The organism is Cupriavidus sp. H18C1 (assembly GCF_049311595.1).
Lineage (GTDB): Bacteria > Pseudomonadota > Gammaproteobacteria > Burkholderiales > Burkholderiaceae > Cupriavidus > Cupriavidus cauae.
On record NZ_CP186008.1, the window covers coordinates 2,890,801 to 2,907,309 of the forward strand.

The 16,509-nt window shown below is 69.6% G+C and carries 12 protein-coding genes and 4 pseudogenes; 8 read left to right on the top strand and 8 right to left on the bottom strand.

Features of this window, described 5'->3' with window-relative positions; genetic code table 11:
• Positions 1-230: 230 nt before the first annotated feature.
• Both OJJOAM_RS13435 and ppk2 read left to right on the top strand, forming a co-directional pair.
• A pseudogene (locus tag OJJOAM_RS13435) lies at positions 231-1,140 on the top strand (LysR substrate-binding domain-containing protein).
• 204 nt (positions 1,141-1,344) lie between these two features.
• Complete coding sequence (gene ppk2, locus OJJOAM_RS13440; protein ID WP_149316868.1) at positions 1,345-2,262, top strand: polyphosphate kinase 2; 918 nt, start codon at positions 1,345-1,347, stop codon at positions 2,260-2,262.
• A gap of 91 nt (positions 2,263-2,353) precedes the next feature.
• Here ppk2 and OJJOAM_RS13445 read toward each other — a convergent pair.
• Positions 2,354-3,424 (bottom strand): annotated as a pseudogene (locus OJJOAM_RS13445) (substrate-binding domain-containing protein); the annotation flags it as partial.
• A gap of 159 nt (positions 3,425-3,583) precedes the next feature.
• On the opposite strand from OJJOAM_RS13445, the gene OJJOAM_RS13450 reads away from it, so the two are divergent.
• The 5 genes and pseudogenes from OJJOAM_RS13450 (at position 3,584) to OJJOAM_RS13470 (ending at position 9,923) form a co-directional block, all read left to right on the top strand.
• Positions 3,584-4,132, top strand: a complete 549-nt coding sequence (locus OJJOAM_RS13450; RefSeq protein ID WP_422648233.1) for a formate dehydrogenase subunit gamma — start codon at positions 3,584-3,586, stop codon at positions 4,130-4,132.
• A gap of 47 nt (positions 4,133-4,179) precedes the next feature.
• Positions 4,180-5,772, top strand: coding sequence for a formate dehydrogenase beta subunit (locus tag OJJOAM_RS13455; RefSeq protein ID WP_422648234.1), 1,593 nt, complete (start codon positions 4,180-4,182; stop codon positions 5,770-5,772).
• 135 nt (positions 5,773-5,907) lie between these two features.
• Positions 5,908-8,787, top strand: coding sequence for a formate dehydrogenase subunit alpha (fdhF, locus tag OJJOAM_RS13460; protein ID WP_422648235.1), 2,880 nt, complete (start codon positions 5,908-5,910; stop codon positions 8,785-8,787).
• Between the two features lie 104 nt (positions 8,788-8,891).
• The gene (gene fdhD / locus OJJOAM_RS13465) at positions 8,892-9,698 is read left to right on the top strand and encodes a formate dehydrogenase accessory sulfurtransferase FdhD (protein ID WP_422648236.1); all 807 of its coding nucleotides are present in this window, start codon (positions 8,892-8,894) and stop codon (positions 9,696-9,698) included.
• 2 nt (positions 9,699-9,700) lie between these two features.
• Positions 9,701-9,923, top strand: a pseudogene (locus OJJOAM_RS13470) (formate dehydrogenase subunit delta).
• Positions 9,924-9,978: 55 nt separating this feature from the next.
• Here the strand turns inward: OJJOAM_RS13470 and OJJOAM_RS13475 are convergent.
• The 4 genes from OJJOAM_RS13475 to OJJOAM_RS13490 all read right to left on the bottom strand — a co-directional run bounded on the left by OJJOAM_RS13475 (position 9,979) and on the right by OJJOAM_RS13490 (position 12,966).
• Positions 9,979-10,293 (bottom strand): transcriptional regulator, encoded by a 315-nt coding sequence (locus OJJOAM_RS13475; protein ID WP_422648237.1) that lies wholly within the window; start codon positions 10,291-10,293, stop codon positions 9,979-9,981.
• A 71-nt stretch (positions 10,294-10,364) separates the two neighbouring features.
• The gene (locus OJJOAM_RS13480) at positions 10,365-10,832 is read right to left on the bottom strand and encodes an MgtC/SapB family protein (protein WP_053822307.1); all 468 of its coding nucleotides are present in this window, start codon (positions 10,830-10,832) and stop codon (positions 10,365-10,367) included.
• Between the two features lie 186 nt (positions 10,833-11,018).
• A complete protein-coding gene (locus tag OJJOAM_RS13485) occupies positions 11,019-11,714 on the bottom strand; it encodes a transglycosylase domain-containing protein (RefSeq protein WP_422648238.1) in 696 nt (231 codons plus the stop codon).
• Positions 11,715-11,829: 115 nt separating this feature from the next.
• Complete coding sequence (locus OJJOAM_RS13490) at positions 11,830-12,966, bottom strand: HPP family protein (RefSeq protein WP_422648239.1); 1,137 nt, start codon at positions 12,964-12,966, stop codon at positions 11,830-11,832.
• 311 nt (positions 12,967-13,277) lie between these two features.
• Here OJJOAM_RS13490 and OJJOAM_RS13495 point away from each other — a divergent pair.
• Positions 13,278-14,096, top strand: a pseudogene (locus tag OJJOAM_RS13495) (TOBE domain-containing protein).
• A 106-nt stretch (positions 14,097-14,202) separates the two neighbouring features.
• Here the strand turns inward: OJJOAM_RS13495 and OJJOAM_RS13500 are convergent.
• From OJJOAM_RS13500 to modA, 3 genes are all read right to left on the bottom strand, one after another.
• Entirely contained in the window at positions 14,203-14,886 is a 684-nt protein-coding gene (locus tag OJJOAM_RS13500) for a sulfate/molybdate ABC transporter ATP-binding protein (RefSeq protein ID WP_422648240.1), read from the bottom strand.
• A 95-nt stretch (positions 14,887-14,981) separates the two neighbouring features.
• Entirely contained in the window at positions 14,982-15,653 is a 672-nt protein-coding gene (gene modB / locus OJJOAM_RS13505) for a molybdate ABC transporter permease subunit (RefSeq protein ID WP_422649591.1), read from the bottom strand.
• Positions 15,654-15,685: 32 nt separating this feature from the next.
• Positions 15,686-16,498: a molybdate ABC transporter substrate-binding protein gene (gene modA / locus OJJOAM_RS13510; RefSeq protein WP_422648241.1), complete on the bottom strand. Its 813-nt coding sequence runs from the start codon at positions 16,496-16,498 to the stop codon at positions 15,686-15,688.
• Between the last annotated feature and the right edge of the window lie 11 nt (positions 16,499-16,509).

Consider the following 16,509-nt stretch of genomic DNA (forward strand, 5'->3'; position numbering starts at 1 on the left):
CGCGAGCGGGCGCCGTGTGCGCGTGGTCTTGCGCGGTGCGCGCATTCGATCCATGGATCTGCGCGTTCTGGTTTGCCGAACGAGTGTAGGAAAGCGCTTCGCTATCGTAAAATCACAAATTCAGAGCGCTGATATTTGGAAATCGCATGGCTGCCCGACCGCCTTCTCCCTCCCTTCCCACCGCCATGACCGGTGTGGCCTCGCGCGACGCCAAGACGCGTCCGGCGCCGCTGGCCCGCGACATCACGCTGCGGCAGCTGCGCTATTTCCAGGCCGCCGCCGAGACCGGCCAGTTCTCGATGGCGGCCACGCGCGAGCACGTGTCGCAGTCGGCCATCACCAATGCGGTGCTGGCGCTGGAGCAGCGCCTGGCCGTCCGCCTGTTCGACCGGCTGCCGCACGGCGTCGCGCTGACCGCCGAAGGGCACCGGCTGCTGCAGCGGGTCGCGGGCATCCTCGATTCGGTCGAAGACATGCTGCGCGAACCCTCGCTGCAGGGCCCCGGCCAGCAGGGCACGGTGTCGTTCGCCGCCTCGTACACGGTGCTGGGCTATCTGCTGCCGGCCTTGCTGGCGCGCTTTCGCTCGCACTATCCGGAGATCGTCTTCGACCTGCGCGACCTCGACCGCGTCGACATCGAGGAGGCCGTGCTGTCCGGCGAGATCGAGCTCGGCGTGGTGCTGCTGTCGAACGTCGCGCGCCCGCAGCGCTTCGAACACCGCACGCTGATCCGCTCGCGCCGCCAGCTGTGGGCACCGCCGGGCCATCCGCTGCTGCAGGGCGGCGCGCCGACGCTCAAGGAAGTGGCCGCCTACCCGTACATCCTGCTGACGGTCGACGAGGGCGAAACCTCGACGCTGCGCTACTGGAAGAGCAAGCGGCTGACGCCGGACATTGCGTTTCGCACCACCTCGATGGAGGCGCTGCGCGGGCTGGTCGCGCACGGCTTCGGCATCACGGTGCTGTCGGACATGGTGTTCCGGCCGTGGTCGCTGGAAGGCAAGGAGATCGAGGCGCGCCCGCTGGCGGACGCGGTGCCGGACATGGAGGTCGGGCTGATCTGGCGGCGCGACGAGCCGCTGAGCGAGCCCCGCGCAGCTGCTGCGGGATTTTCTGGTCTACGCTTGTGGAGCGCCGTGAGGCTGCCTGGACCGGCGCTTTCACGGCGCTGACATACCGGCTGGCTACGCTGGCGAGCCCGCGGGCTGCGGACGACCGGCCGGCTGGCGGTTTCCGGCTCTGGCGGCGGGCCTTCGGGGCCGGTGGCGGCATTGCCGGCGGTCGCCGAGGACGTGGCCGACGTGAGCGGCGTGATGGACCTGATGGACGTGAAGGAGCGCGACGATGACCCCGAGCGAAGAGGAACTGGTACGCCGCATTCACCGCGAGGTGGCGGACCACTACGATGAGGAATTCGAGCTCGCGCTCGAGGATGGCGACGCGCAGGCGCTGCTGAACTCCGAATCGCTGCCCGGCGGCGCGGCCGACCGGGAATCGCGCCGGCACTATTTCAGCGAGCTGTTCCGCCTGCAGGGCGAGCTGGTCAAGCTGCAGAGCTGGGTGGTCGCCACCGGCCAGAAGATCGTGATCGTCTTCGAAGGGCGCGATGCCGCGGGCAAGGGCGGTGTGATCAAGCGCATCACGCAGCGGCTCAATCCGCGCGTCTGCCGCGTCGCGGCACTGCCCGCGCCGAACGACCGCGAACGCACGCAGTGGTATTTCCAGCGCTACGTCTCGCATCTGCCGGCGGCCGGCGAGATCGTGCTGTTCGATCGCAGCTGGTACAACCGCGCCGGCGTCGAGCGCGTGATGGGCTTCTGCACCGACGACCAGTACGAGGAGTTCTTCCGCACGGTGCCCGAGTTCGAGAAGATGCTGGTGCGCTCCGGCATCCGGCTGATCAAGTACTGGTTCTCGATCTCGGACGAGGAGCAGGAACTGCGCTTCCTGTCGCGCATCCACGACCCGCTCAAGCAGTGGAAGCTCAGCCCGATGGACCTCGAATCGCGCCGCCGCTGGGAGGCCTATACCAAGGCCAAGGAAATCATGCTGGCGCGCACGCATATCCCCGAGGCGCGCTGGTGGGTGGTGCATGCCGACGACAAGAAGGTCGCGCGGCTCAACTGCATCCACCATCTGCTGACGCTGATTCCCTATCGCGAGATCGAGCAGCCCAACATCGTGCTGCCCGAGCGCCAGCGCAGCAACGACTACGCGCGCCAGCCGGTGCCCGACGAGATGTGGGTGCCGCAGGTTTATTGAGGCGATCGACGCGGGCGTCTATGAGCACTGGCCCGCCGCCGTGAGCCAGTGCTTGAGCGTTACCCTGGGCACTATCGCTGGCGCTGCAGCTCGGGAAGGCCTGCGGCAGCGTCAGCACGGTGCCGGTCAGCGTCGCATCGTAGCCGGGCAGCGCATCGACCCGTTCGCGAAAGCCGCCGCTGGTCAGCGCCGCCACCGCATCGGCCAGCATCGGGCTCTGCAGCCGTTCGCGTTCGATCGCGAAGAAATAGCGTTCGTTGAGCACCGGCACGAAGTCGAGCCCGAAGCGCCGCGCCGCGGTCTCGACGCCGAAGCCGACATCGGCCATGCCGCTGCCGATATACGCGGCCACCGCGGCATGGGTGAATTCGCCGTTGCTGTAGCCGTCGATGCGCTCCGGATCGATGCCGCGCGCCCGCAGGATCAGGTCGAGCAGCAGGCGCGTACCCGAACCGACCTGGCGGTTGACGAAGCGCACGTCCGGCCGCAGCAGGTCGTCCAGCGCCGTGATGCCCTTCGGATTGCCACGCGCGACGAACAGCCCCTGTGTGCGCACCGCCAAATGAATCAGGCAATGGCGCTCGGGATGCAGCCAGCCGGCAAAGCGCGCGAACGTCTCCGCCTCGAACTCACCGATCGGCACATGGAAGCCCGCGATATCGCAATCGCCGGCCGCCAGCGCGGCCACCGCCTCCAGGCTGCCGCAGTACTTCAGGTCATGGCGGACCTTGTGCTCGTCGAGAAAGTCGCGCAGCGCGGCCACCGCGAAGCCGTGGCTGGCATGCAGCCGCAGCGCGCTGACCGAGGCGTCGAGCACCTTCTTCAGTTCGATCTCCAGCTCCGACGCCAGGCTCTCCAGCGTCGGCGACAGCCGCGCGGCGATGCGCTTGCTGGCCCACACCAGTTGCTGCGACAGCGGCGTCAGCACGCTGCCGCGGCCGCGGCGCTTGTCGATCAGCGGGCCGCCGAACAGCGACTGCGCATCTTCGAGCAGGCCCCAGGCATAGCGGTACGACAGCCCGATCGCCTCGCACGATTGACGGATGCTGCCGGTGCGTTCGATATGGGCGAGCAGGGTGACCAGCCGCGACACATCGAGCGGATCGGCGCCGTTGCTGTCGTCGCGCACCTGCAGGTGCGGATGGATGGCGATTCTCAACATAGGCGAAAAATAGCATATTGCCGCTCCCGCGCGGGCTGCCTATAGTCCCGGCATAGCGAAAAACTCCGGGAATTGTGCGTTGGTTGGCGCGCGAGGCGGCCGGAATGGAATCCCGATAATATGCAAAAAATAGCCTATTTGGATGACGCGGCGGCGACCGTGGCCACGAAGTCGCCGGCGGCCACGGCCACGGCGCCGGATGCGGCGAAGCGCATCGCGGCCATCCTGCGCGCGCGCCGGCACCAGCCCGGCGCCTTGTTGCCGATCCTGCACGACATCCAGGACGCGCTCGGCTTCGTCCCCCCCGATGCGGTGCCCGCCATTGCCCGCGCGCTGAACCTGTCGCGCGCCGAGGTCCACGGCGTGATCAGCTTCTACCACCATTTCCGCGACCGGCCCGCCGGGCGGCACGTATTGCAGTTGTGCCGCGCCGAGGCCTGCCAGGCGGTCGGCGCCGATGCGCTGGCCGACCATGCGCAGCGCGAACTGGGCTGCGGCTGGCACCAGACCACCGCGGACGGTGCGATCACGCTGGAGCCGGTCTACTGCCTCGGCCAGTGCGCCGTGGGGCCGGCGCTGATGGCAGGCACCGAGCTGCATGGCGGCGTGACACCGGCACGGCTCGACGCCTTGCTGACCGCGCTGCGGCAGGACGATGCACGGCAGAAGCCGGGCGCTGCCATGTCCGACGAGGAGGTGAGCCGATGAGCGCGACACCCAAGTCGACACCGAAGCCGACATCGAAGCCGACATCGATGCCGACATCGATGGCGATGGCCTCCGCGCCCGTGACGGTGTTTGTCCCGCGCGATTCCACCGCGCTCGCCATGGGCGCCGAAGCGGTGGCGCGCGCGATCGCCGCCGAAGCGGCGGCACGCGGCGAGGCCGTGCGCATCGTCCGCAACGGCTCGCGCGGGATGTTCTGGCTCGAGCCGCTGGTCGAGGTGCAGACGCAGGCCGGGCGCGTGGCCTACGGGCCGGTCCGCACTGAAGACGTGCCCGCGCTGTTCGATGCCGGCTTCCTGCGCGGCGGCAACCATCCGTTGTGTCACGGCATGACCGAATCGATACCCTTCCTGCGCGAGCAGGAGCGGCTGACCTTCGCCCGCATGGGCATTACCGATCCGCTGTCGCTCGACGACTATCTCGCGCATGGCGGCTATCGCGGCCTGTCGCGCGCGCTGGCGATGGGCGGCGCCGACATCGTGCGCGAGGTCACCGAGTCGGGCCTGCGCGGCCGCGGCGGTGCGGCCTTTCCGACGGGCATCAAGTGGAATACGGTGCTGCAGGCCGACAGCCCCGTCAAATACGTCGTCTGCAATGCCGACGAGGGAGACTCGGGCACCTTCTCCGACCGCATGGTGATGGAAGGCGACCCGTTCATGCTGATCGAGGGCATGACGATTGCCGGACTGGCGGTCGGGGCCGAACAGGGCTACGTCTACGTGCGCTCGGAATACCCGCATGCGATCGCGGTGCTGGAGCGCGCGATCGCCATCGCCATGTTGGCCGGCTGGCTCGGCGACGATATCCGCGGCAGCGGACGGCGCTTCGCGCTGGAGGTGCGCAAGGGCGCGGGCGCCTATGTCTGTGGCGAGGAAACCGCGCTGCTCGAAAGCCTCGAAGGGCGCCGCGGCATGGTGCGCGCCAAGCCGCCGCTGCCCGCGATCCAGGGCCTGTTCGGCCGGCCCACGATCATCAACAACGTGATCTCGCTGGCCACCATGCCGGTGATCCTGGCCGAGGGCGCGCAGCACTATCGCGATTTCGGCATGGGCCGCTCGCGCGGCACCCTGCCGTTCCAGCTGGCCGGCAATATCGCGCGCGGCGGCCTGGTCGAAAAGGCGTTCGGCGTCACGCTGCGCGAGCTGCTGTACGACTACGGCGGCGGCGCGCGCAGCGGCCGGCCGTTGCGCGCGGTGCAGGTCGGCGGTCCGCTCGGTGCGTATCTCAATGCGTCGCGCTGGGACGTGCCGCTCGACTACGAGGCCTACGCCGCGTTCGGCGGCGTGGTCGGCCACGGCGGCATCGTCGCCTTCGACGACACCGTCGACATGGCCCGGCAGGCGCGCTACGCAATGGCGTTCTGCGCGGTCGAGTCCTGCGGCAAATGCACGCCCTGCCGGATCGGCTCGACCCGCGGCGTCGAGGTCATCGACAAGCTGATGGCCCAGCCCGACCCCGCGCAGCGCACCGGGCAAGTGCGGCTGGTGCGCGATCTGTGCGACACCATGCTGCACGGCTCGCTTTGCGCGATGGGCGGCATGACGCCGTATCCGGTGCTGTCGGCGCTCGACGGCTTTCCCGAGGATTTTGGCCTGCCGCCGCTGCCGGCGCGGGCCGCGTGAAGGCGCGCCGAGACGCACTGAGACGCACTGAGGTGCACTGAGGCGCACTGAGACGCACTGAGACGCACTGTCGTCCCCGCGCAGGCGGGGCGCCGATAACCACCTCGCTCGATCAACGACCCCGCGGAGTCCACCTTGCATCCCCACCACGATATCGATTACGGCACGCCGCGGCGCGAGGCCGAGCAAGCCGTCACGCTGGAGATCGACGGCGTCGCCGTCACCGTGCCCGCCGGCACCTCGGTAATGCGCGCCGCGGTCGAGGCCGGCGTCCACGTGCCGAAGCTGTGCGCCACCGACAGCCTCGAACCGTTCGGCTCGTGCCGGCTGTGCCTCGTCGAGATCGAAGGGCGGCGCGGCTATCCCGCGTCGTGCACGACGCCGGCCGAGCCCGGCATGAAGGTGCGCACGCAGACCGGCAAGCTCGCCGAGATCCGCCGCGGCGTGATGGAACTCTATATCTCGGACCATCCGCTCGATTGCCTGACCTGTCCGACCAACGGCAACTGCGAGCTGCAAGACATGGCCGGCGCGGTGGGCCTGCGCGAGGTGCGCTACGACGACGGCGCCAGCCACCTCGATGCGGTCAAGGACCAGTCCAACCCGTACTTCGAGTACGACCCGTCCAAGTGCATCGTCTGCAACCGCTGCGTGCGCGCCTGCGAGGAGACGCAGGGCACCTTCGCGCTGACGATCAGCGGCCGCGGCTTCGATTCGCGCGTGACCGCCGGGCAGGGCGAGTCCTTCATGGAATCGGACTGCGTGTCGTGCGGCGCCTGCGTGCAGGCCTGCCCGACCGCGACGCTGACCGAGACCTCGCTGATCCGCATGGGCCAGCCCGAGCACAGCGTGGTGACCACCTGCGCCTACTGCGGCGTCGGCTGCGCCTTCAAGGCCGAGATGAAGGGCAACGAGGTGGTGCGCATGGTGCCGTACAAGGACGGCCAGGCGAACGAGGGCCATGCCTGTGTCAAGGGCCGCTTCGCGTGGGGCTATGCCACGCACCAGGACCGCATCCTCAAGCCGATGATCCGCGCCAGCATCCAGGACCCGTGGCGCGAGGTGTCGTGGGAAGAGGCGATCGACCATGCCGCCACGCAGTTCCGCCGCATCCAGGCCCGGCACGGGCGCGACGCGGTCGGCGGCATCGTGTCGTCGCGCTGTACCAACGAGGAAGGCTATCTGGTGCAGAAGCTGGTGCGCGCCGCCTTCGGCAACAACAACGTCGACACCTGCGCGCGCGTCTGCCACTCGCCGACCGGCTACGGCCTGAAGCAGACGCTGGGCGAGTCGGCCGGCACGCAGACCTTCCGCTCGGTGGAGCGCTCGGACGTGATCCTGGTGATCGGCGCCAACCCGACCGACGGCCATCCGGTGTTCGGCTCGCGGCTGAAGAAGCGGCTGCGCGCCGGCGCGCGGCTGATCGTGATCGATCCGCGCCGCATCGATCTCGTGCAGTCGCCGCACGTGCGGGCCGACTACCATCTGCAACTGCGACCCGGCAGCAATGTCGCGGTGCTGACGGCGATGGCCCATGTGATCGTCACCGAGGGACTACTGGCGGAGGACTTCATCGCGCAGCGCTGCGAGTCCAAGGCCTTCGGGCTGTGGCGCGAGTTCGTCGCCCGGCCGGAGAATTCCCCCGAGGCAATGGCCGAGGTCACCGGCGTGCCCGCGGACCAACTGCGCGGCGCCGCGCGGCTGTACGCGACCGGCGGCAATGCGGCGATCTACTACGGCCTGGGCGTCACCGAGCACGCGCAGGGCTCGACCGCGGTGATGGCCATCGCGAACCTCGCGATGGCGACCGGCAATATCGGCCGCGAGGGCGTCGGCGTCAATCCGCTGCGCGGGCAGAACAATGTGCAGGGGTCCTGCGATATCGGCTCGTTCCCGCACGAGCTGCCGGGCTATCGCCATGTCTCCGATTCGACCACGCGCGGCCTGTTCGAGCAGGCATGGCAGGTCGAGATCAGCCCCGAGCCGGGCCTGCGCATTCCCAATATGTTCGAGGCCGCGCTGGGCGGCAGCTTCAAGGGCCTGTACTGCCAGGGCGAGGACATCGTCCAGTCCGATCCAAATACGCAGCACGTGGCCGAGGCGCTGTCGTCGATGGAATGCATCGTGGTGCAGGACATCTTTCTGAACGAGACCGCGAAGTATGCGCACGTGTTCCTGCCCGGTTCCTCGTTCCTCGAGAAGGACGGCACCTTCACCAACGCGGAGCGCCGCATCTCGCGCGTGCGCAAGGTGATGCCGCCCAAGGCCGGCTATGCCGACTGGGAGGTGACGATGCTGCTGTCGAATGCGCTCGGCTATCCGATGGACTATCGCCATCCGTCCGAGATCATGGACGAAATCGCCCGGCTGACGCCGACGTTCTCCAGCGTCAGCTACGCGAAGCTCGACGAGCTCGGCAGCATCCAGTGGCCATGCAACGCGCAGGCGCCGGCCGGCACGCCGATCATGCATATCGACACCTTCGTGCGCGGCAAGGGCAAGTTCATCATCACGCAGTTCGTGCCGACCGAGGAGAAGGTGAACCGCCGGTTCCCGCTGATCCTGACCACCGGCCGCATCCTGTCGCAGTACAACGTCGGCGCGCAGACGCGGCGGACCGAGAACGTGCGCTGGCACGACGAGGACCGGCTCGAGATCCATCCGCACGACGCGCAGGAGCGCGGCATCGCCGACGGCGACTGGGTCGGCATCGTCAGCCGCGCCGGCGAGACGGTGCTGCGCGCGCGGGTCAGCGAGCGCATGCAGCCGGGCGTGGTCTATACGACGTTCCACTTCCCCGAGTCGGGCGCCAACGTGATCACCACCGACAACTCGGACTGGGCCACCAATTGCCCGGAGTACAAGGTCACCGCGGTGCAGGTGCTGCCGGTCGCGCAGCCATCCGAATGGCAGCAGCGCTATCGGGACTTCCATGCCGAGCAGTTGCGGCTGCTGCGGGCGGCCGGTGCGGTCGTGGAAGGCGAGAAGGCGGAGGCGGGCCATGCTGGTCTGTGAGCGCGGCGTGGTCGCGCGCGACGAGGCGTCTCTGTACGAGGCCGATCGGTATGAGGCCGCTTGGTACGAGGGGTGGTCGGTATGAGGACGATGGCGATCTGCCGATGCCGTACGCCACCGTCGAGGTCGCGCGTCCGGAAGGCGAGGGCGACGAGTTGGCGCTCGCCTTCGACGATGTCGCCGAGGAAGTGCCCGTCGCGCTCGAATACAACGGCATCTCGCACGCGGTGATGCTGGCCACGCCGGCCGACCTCGAGGACTTCGCGCTGGGCTTCAGCCTGACCGAAGGCATCGTCGCGAGCGCGCGCGACGTGTTCGAGATCGACACGCAGGTCGGCACGCAAGGGATCGCGGTGCAGCTGCGCATTGCCGGCGACGCCTTCGCGCGGATGAAGACGCGGCGCCGCGCCATGACGGGCCGCACCGGCTGCGGACTGTGCGGCGTGGAGTCGCTGTCGCAGGTGGCGCGCATGCCGGCGCCGGTGGCAAGCACCGCGCGCTTCGACGGCGCGCGCCTGCATGCGGGCTTTGCCGAGCTGCAGCGCCGCCAGGCGCTGCAGCGTCGTACCGGCGCGACCCATGCCGCCGCCTGGCTGCGGGCCGACGGCAGCGTGGCCTTGGTGCGCGAGGACGTCGGCCGCCACAACGCGCTCGACAAGCTGATCGGCGCGCTGGCGCGCACCGGCGAGCCGGTCGCCGACGGCGCGGCGCTGGTGACCAGCCGCGCCAGCTATGAGATGGTGGTCAAGGCCGCCAGCGCCGGCATCGGTGTGCTGGCCGCCGTCTCCGGTCCCACCGCGATGGCGGTCCGGCTCGCCGAACAGGCCGGCGTCACGCTGGCGGGGTTCGTCCGCCCCGGCCGCCATGTCGTCTACACCCATTCCGCGCGGCTGCTGCCGCCACGCTGCTGATCATGAATCTCGACAACCTGGTCAAGATGGCCAACCAGATCGGTACTTTCTTCGCCGCGATGCCGGACCGCGACGAGGCCTTGGCCGACATCGCCACCCACCTGCGCCGCTTCTGGGCGCCGCCGATGCGCCGGGCCTTGCTGGAGGGGGGTGGACAACGGTCGCGCGGATGCGGTCGCGCCGATCGTGCTGGCGGCGCTGGAGCGCCATCGGGGGGAGTTATAGGAAGCGGTCCGGCGCACCCGGACCGCATGGATGTCAGCGGACGACCTGCCGTCCGTTACGCTGCCTTGGCGTTGCGCGGCGCGACTTCCGCGCGAATGGTGTCGCCGACCCGCTGTTCGACGGTCTTCAAGTCGTAGGCTTGCTGCAGATTCAGCCAGGTCTCGGCGTCGCCGCCAAAATAGCGCGCCAGGCGCAGGCGATCTCGCTGGACACACCGGCATCGCCGCGTACGATCGCATCCATCTGTGCCGCCTCGATGCGCAATGCCTTCGCCAATTCCGCGATGGAAAGATCGAAGGGGGAGCAGATACTCCTCCCGCAGGATCTCGCCCGGATGAATCGGGCGCATGCCGTTGTGGAAACGGGCCATAGCGAGCTCCTCGCCTAGTCGTGGATCGATGGCCCGCATGGTAGTGTCTCTTGACGGCGCGCAGGCACGCGTTACTTCACCCGCTGCAAAATCTCCAAAATCACCAGCGTAAAAATCGTGGCGAGCAGCGCGGTGGCCTCGCGGCCCATGCCGGCGGCGACGCCGATGGCGGACACCATCCAGATGCTGGCGGCGGTGGTCAGGCCCTTGATGCTTTCTTCGCTGTTGAGCTTGATGATGGCGCCGGCGCCGAGGAAGCCGATGCCGGAGGCGATGCCCTGCAGCACGCGGCTCATGTCGGCCAGCGGCACGCCGGCCTGCAGCGGTACCAGCACGAACATCGCCGAGCCGAGCGCGACCAGCATATGGGTGCGCAGGCCGGCCGCCTTGCCGGCGGCTTCGCGCTCGTAGCCGATCATCGCGCCGAGCAGCATCGCCATGCCGAGCCGGACCACGACGCGGGTCGCTTCCTCGATGTCCGGAATGTCGGCGAACTCCGTGCGCAGCGCGCTCAGCATGTCTGACCAGATGCCATCCATCGTTGCCTCCCCGAGAGTCCGCCGTTGCGGCGTGGTGAACGGGTTCGGCGCAGGCGGAACCCGGCTGCCAGCAGGCTAGCATGGCGCGCCGGGCGGCGCCGTCGGGTGGGCGCTGACAGCGGTGCCGGAAGGGGGGAAACCCGTAGCTATCTCAGCCGTGCGAGCAGCGCGGGCAAGGAGAAAGACCTAGCGCAGCCGCAGCGGCTCGAGCAGCGCGGCATCGTACTGGTGCCGGTCGATGCGGCCCAGTTCCAGCATGCGCAGCAGGATATAGGCTTGCCGCTGCCGCGCGCGGCGGGGATTGACGACCGGGTTGTTGGCCGACGGCGCCTTGGGCAGGCCGGCCAGCATCGCGGATTCGGCCAGCGTCAGCTCGGCCAGCGGCTTGCCGAAATAGGTCCGCGCCGCCTGCGCGAAGCCATAGGCGCCTTCGCCGAGATAGACCTTGTTCATGTACAGCTCGAGGATCTCGTCCTTGCTGAAGGCCCCCTCGATGCGGTAGGCCAGCAGCGCCTCGTAGAGCTTGCGGGTATAGGTCTTTTCGCGCGACAGGAAGAAGTTGCGGGCGACCTGCATCGTGATGGTCGACGCGCCCTGAGACAGGTCGTCCGACAGATTGGCCAGGCCTGCGCGGATCACGCCGACGTAGTCGATGCCGTCATGCAGATAGAAGCGTTCGTCTTCGATGGCGACCACGGCTTGCGTCAGCGCGGGCGGCATCTTGTCCAGCGGCACGTAGCCGGCCGAGTGGCGGAACGCGGCGATGGCATCGAGCGGGGGCAATTGGCGGCCGGCGACCACCACCGCGAGCGTGCCGAGCAGCGCGCAGGTTGCCACCACCAGCACGAGCAAGCCGAGAAGATGCGACCAGAGACGTTTCATGGGCCGCTATTTTGCCAGCCTTGTGTGATGGAAACCGCGATGTGGGGTCGCCGGCCCAGTCTCGCTCGCGGGAGAGGGCCGGAGAGAGGGCGCGGGAGAGGACCCGTCGCCGCCGTCACCGCTTGAGCAATGCCGCCAGCAGGTCCGACTGCGTGATCAGCCCCAGCAGTCGCCGCTGCTCGTCGACCACCGGCATCAGGTGCCAGCCGCCGTCGGACATCGCGCCGGCCAGCTCGACGATGGGCTGGTCGGCGCGCGCGGTCGGCAGTTCGGTCAGCATCGCGTCGCGCACCAGGCCATCGGGGCGGCGTTGGCCCTTGGCGGGGTCGCCGACGAACAGGTCCGGCAGCGCGACCAGGCCGACCAGCCGGCGTTGGCGCGGCGACACCACGGGCAGCGCCTGCAGCCGGTGGCGGGTCAGCAGCGTCCATGCCTCGCCGATGCGCTGATCGGCGTGGACCGCGACCACGTCGCGCGACATGATGTCGCCGCAGCGCACGTCGCCGAAGCGGCGGCCGAACGCGCGCAGCTCGGCCGCGACCAGGATCTCCTCGAGATCATCGCGATCGACGTCGAGGAATTCGCCGCGCGCGGCCAGCACTTCGTCCAGGTCCGCACGCGTGAAGCCGACGCGCTGGCCCGGAGGCGGATCGCTGGTGCCGTGTCCCGCCACCGGGGGCGGCGGCCGATGCGGATAGCGGCGGCCGGTCAGGTTGTTGAACGACAGCGCGATCAGCAGCATCAGCATCGAATTGAGCGCGACCGGGAACAGCACGAAGGCATAGCCGAGCTTGGCCACCGCCGGGCCGCCGAACACCGCGGTGATGGCGACCGCGCCGGCCGGCGGATGCACGCAATGCAGATGGAACATCAGGCCGATCGCCAAAGCGACTGCCACGGCCGCGGCCAACCCCGGATCCGGAATCCAGCGGGCGCAGGTCACGCCCACCAGCGCCGCCAGCAGATTGCCCCCGATCACCGACCACGGCTGCGCCAGCGGGCTGGACGGCACGGCGAACAGCAGCACCGCGGAGGCGCCCATCGGCGCGATGAACCAGGGGTTGTGCCCGCCCAGCATATGCCGGCTGATCCACTCCGTGCAGGCCAGCGCGAATACCGCGCCGAGGCAGCTCTTGAACCGCTCACGGCTGCTTGCCGCCACCGGCATCGGAACGAAGGCGGCCAGCCAGCCGCGCCAGCGCAGCCGGACTTCGCCGGCCAAGGCTAGAAGGGGAGAGGTTCGGGAGGACATGAAGGCGCCAGCGCGTGCCGCGACGCAGCAAAAAAAGCGTCGCGCAAAAAAGCCGTCAATGTATCACGTGATGACATACCTTGCCGGCAGCGCCGCGACCCGGCTTGGTTCGGCGTGGCCGGGCGTGGCTCGGCTCGGCTTGGCCCAGCGGCCCAGCCCAACCGAGCCCAACCCGGCCTGGCTTGGCTCGGCCAGCACCGCCCAACGCGTCCCAACGCGTCCCAGCGCGTCCCAGCGCGGCCCCGCCCGACCGGCGCGGTAACATAGCGCCGTTCCGACACCCTCGCGCCGCCCGTGGCGGCGCCACCCTCATGCTCGAACTACAGGGCAAGATCTGGTTCCGCGCCGGCAGCCAGGACCTCGGCGGCAAGGACCGCATCGCGCTGCTCGCGGCGATCGCCGAACACGGCTCGATCACGGCGGCCGCCAAGGCGGTCGGACTCAGCTACAAGGCGGCGTGGGACGCGGTCGACGCGATGAACAACAGCGCCGGCGAGCCGCTGGTGGTGCGCGCGGCAGGCGGCAAGGGCGGCGGCGGCACCATGCTGAGCGCCGCGCGGCGAGGGGCTGGTGCGCACCTACCGCGCGCTCGAGGCCGAGCACCGCGCCTTCGTCGCGCAGCTGTCGCGCGTCAGCGAGCGGCTCGACGCGACGGCGGCCGACGCGCTGCAACACGACATCCATCTGATCCGGCGACTGATGATCAAGACCAGTGCACGCAACCGGCTGTTCGGCACCGTGACCCAGGTGCGGACCGGCGCGGTGAACGACGAGGTCACCCTGGCGCTGCCCGGGGACAGCAGGTGGTCGCCACGGTCACGCACGAAAGCGTCGAGACGCTGGGCCTGGCGCCGGGCAGCGAGGCGTTCGCGCTGGTCAAGGCGTCGTCCGTGCTGATCGGCGTGCCGTCGCCGGGACTGCGGCTGTCGGCGCGCAACCAGCTGCCGGGCACGGTGGCGCGCATCGTGCCCGGTGCGGTCAATGCCGAGGTCGTGCTCGCGCTCGATGGCGGCGCCACCATCGCGGCCATCGTCACCCATGCCGGGCTGGACGAGCTGGGCCTGACCGAGGGCGCGCCGGCGCTGGCGATCTTCAAGGCGTCGAGCGTGATCCTGGGGACGATGGACTGAGGTCCACGGTTTGTCCGTTTCCCGCTTGGGGGGAAGGCTGGGGGGAGGGCAAGCGGCGCTCGTAGGGCCGCCGCGGTTCGAGACCGCCCCTCTCCCCACCACGCCACTAAGCGCTCAAGCCCTGCGGCGCAAAGATCCGGCCGTCCCGGATCTCCATCACATGGTCTGCCAGCGCCGCGACATCGTCGGGATCGTGCGAGATGACCAGCATCGGCACCTCCAGGCTGGTCTGCAGCGCGCGCAGCTCGGCCCGCATGCGCGCGCGCAGCGCCGGGTCCAGCGCGGAGAACGGTTCGTCGAGCAGCACGATATCGGGCCGGGTCGCCAGCGCGCGTGCCAACGCCACGCGCTGCTTCTGTCCGCCGGAGATCTCTGCCGGATAGTGGCCGCGAACCTCGCGCAGGCCGAAGGCGTCGATCCAGCGTTCGGCATCGTCATGGCTCTTGCCGCGCGGCGGATTGCGCCAGCCGCGCGCCAGACCAAAGGCGACGTTCTGCGCGACGGTCAGATGCGGGAACAGCGCATAGTCCTGGAACAGATACGCGACGCGCCGCTGCTGCGGCCGCACGTCGATCCCTGCCGCTTCGTCGAACAGCGTGCGTTCGCCGAGCACGATGCGCCCGCGGTCCGGCCGCAGCAGGCCCGCGATCGCGCGCAGCGTCAGCGTCTTGCCGGCGCCCGAGGGGCCGAACAGCGCGATGCGGCGGCTGCTGGACGAGAAGCCGATATCCAGCGCGAAATGCCGGTCGGCGGTATCCAGCCGCTTGCTGACTTCGACCTGGAGCGTCATGGCCCGAGGTGCGGTGATGGGCACGGAGGCAGGCTGGGAGGCGGGCGGGGAGGCAGGCATGGTGACGGGCATGGTGGCAGGCAGTCGGCCTCCGTTCAACGCACCGGCTGGCGCGTGCTCGGCACCAGTCGGCCGGCGATCACCAGCAGCAGCACGCAGGTCAGCGAGGTGACCAGCACCAGCAGATTGGCGGTGTCGTCGTCGCCGGCCTGCACCGCCTCGTAGATCGCCACCGACAGCGTCTGCGTGCGGCCGGGCAGATTGCCGGCCACCATCAGCGTCGCGCCGAACTCGCCGAGCGCCCGGGCAAAAGCGAGCAGCACGCCGGCGGCGATGCCGCGCACCGCCAGCGGCAGCGTCACGCGAAAGACGATGCCGGCCTCGCCGACGCCCAGCACGCGCGCGGCATGCTCGAGCTGCGGATCGACGCCCTCGATGGCCGCACGCGCGGACTTCAGTACCAGCGGAAAGGCGACGATGGTGGCGGCCAGCACCGCGCCCTGCCAGGTGAAGACCAGTTCGATGCCCAGCGACGACAGCCACTCGCCGAACACGCCGCGGCGCCCGACCAGCACCAGCAGGTAATAGCCGAGCACGGTCGGCGGCAGCACCAGCGGCAGCGTCAGCACCGCGTCGACCAGATCGCGCAGCGGCGAGCGCCAGCGCGACAGCGCCACCGCGGCGGCGACGCCGAGCACCGCATTGATCGCGGTGGCCCAGCCGGCCACCTTCAGCGACAGTGCCAGCGGGACCCAGATCGATTCCATCAGCGGCATCAGCGGACCGGCGAAGTCGACGTTCAGCGCGGCCGGAAGCCGTGGCGCGCGAGCAGCGCCTGGCCTTCGGTCGACAGCACGAACGCGACGAAGCGCGCCGCCTCGTCCTTCTGGCGCGAGCGGGCGGTCACGGCGATCGGGTAGGTGACCGCCGTGCGCGTCGGCACCTGCGCGACGACGCGGACCCTGCCCGGCATTACGGCCGCATCGGTGGCGAAGACGAAGCCGGCATCGACCTCGCCGCGCGCGACATAGTCCAGGGCCTGCCGCACGTTCTGCGCCGGCACGCCCTTGGCCGAGACCGCCTGCCACAGCCGTGCATCCTCCAGCGCGTCGCGCGTGTAGCGGCCCACCGGCACCGAGGCCGGATTGCCGAAGGCCACGCGCCGCACGTCGTCGCGCAGCAGGTCGCGCGGCGAGGCGAGCTTCAGCGTGCTGTCGGCCGGCTCGATCAACACCAGCGCATTGGCGGCGAAATCGCGGCGCGAGCCCGGCACGATCATGTGTTCGGCCTGCGCCTTGTCCATGGCCTGCTGGTCGGCCGAGGCGAACACGTCGGCCGGCGCGCCCTGCACGATCTGCTGCATCAGCACGTCGGAGGCGCCGAAATTGAGCACCAGCTTCGTTCCCGGATGCGCCTGCTCATAGGCGGTGGCGACCGCGCGAAAGGCATTGGTCAGGCTGGCCGCGGCGGACACCACCAGTTCGGCGGCCGCCGCGGGGCGGGCCGGCAGGATCGCCAGCACGGCCAGCGCCGCCGCGGCGAAGGCGCCGGACAGACCCGAGCGGGCGCGGGCCGGCGCGGAGGCAATGGCGGGAGAACGACGAGCGGGCATGGCAGGTGTTC

Excerpts from the sequence above, each read along its gene's own strand:
- fdhD (WP_422648236.1), top strand. The coding sequence starts at position 8,892 with ATGCCGTACGCCACCGTCGAGGTCGCGCGTCCGGAAGGCGAGGGCGAC.
- modB (WP_422649591.1), bottom strand. The coding sequence starts at position 15,653 with ATGGAATCGATCTGGGTCCCGCTGGCACTGTCGCTGAAGGTGGCCGGC.
- OJJOAM_RS13485 (WP_422648238.1), bottom strand. The coding sequence starts at position 11,714 with ATGAAACGTCTCTGGTCGCATCTTCTCGGCTTGCTCGTGCTGGTGGTG.
- OJJOAM_RS13475 (WP_422648237.1), bottom strand. The coding sequence starts at position 10,293 with ATGGCCCGTTTCCACAACGGCATGCGCCCGATTCATCCGGGCGAGATC.
- OJJOAM_RS13490 (WP_422648239.1), bottom strand. The coding sequence starts at position 12,966 with ATGTCCTCCCGAACCTCTCCCCTTCTAGCCTTGGCCGGCGAAGTCCGG.
- OJJOAM_RS13480 (WP_053822307.1), bottom strand. The coding sequence starts at position 10,832 with ATGGATGGCATCTGGTCAGACATGCTGAGCGCGCTGCGCACGGAGTTC.
- OJJOAM_RS13455 (WP_422648234.1), top strand. The coding sequence starts at position 4,180 with ATGCCGACATCGATGGCGATGGCCTCCGCGCCCGTGACGGTGTTTGTC.
- ppk2 (WP_149316868.1), top strand. The coding sequence starts at position 1,345 with ATGACCCCGAGCGAAGAGGAACTGGTACGCCGCATTCACCGCGAGGTG.
- OJJOAM_RS13500 (WP_422648240.1), bottom strand. The coding sequence starts at position 14,886 with ATGACGCTCCAGGTCGAAGTCAGCAAGCGGCTGGATACCGCCGACCGG.
- modA (WP_422648241.1), bottom strand. The coding sequence starts at position 16,498 with ATGCCCGCTCGTCGTTCTCCCGCCATTGCCTCCGCGCCGGCCCGCGCC.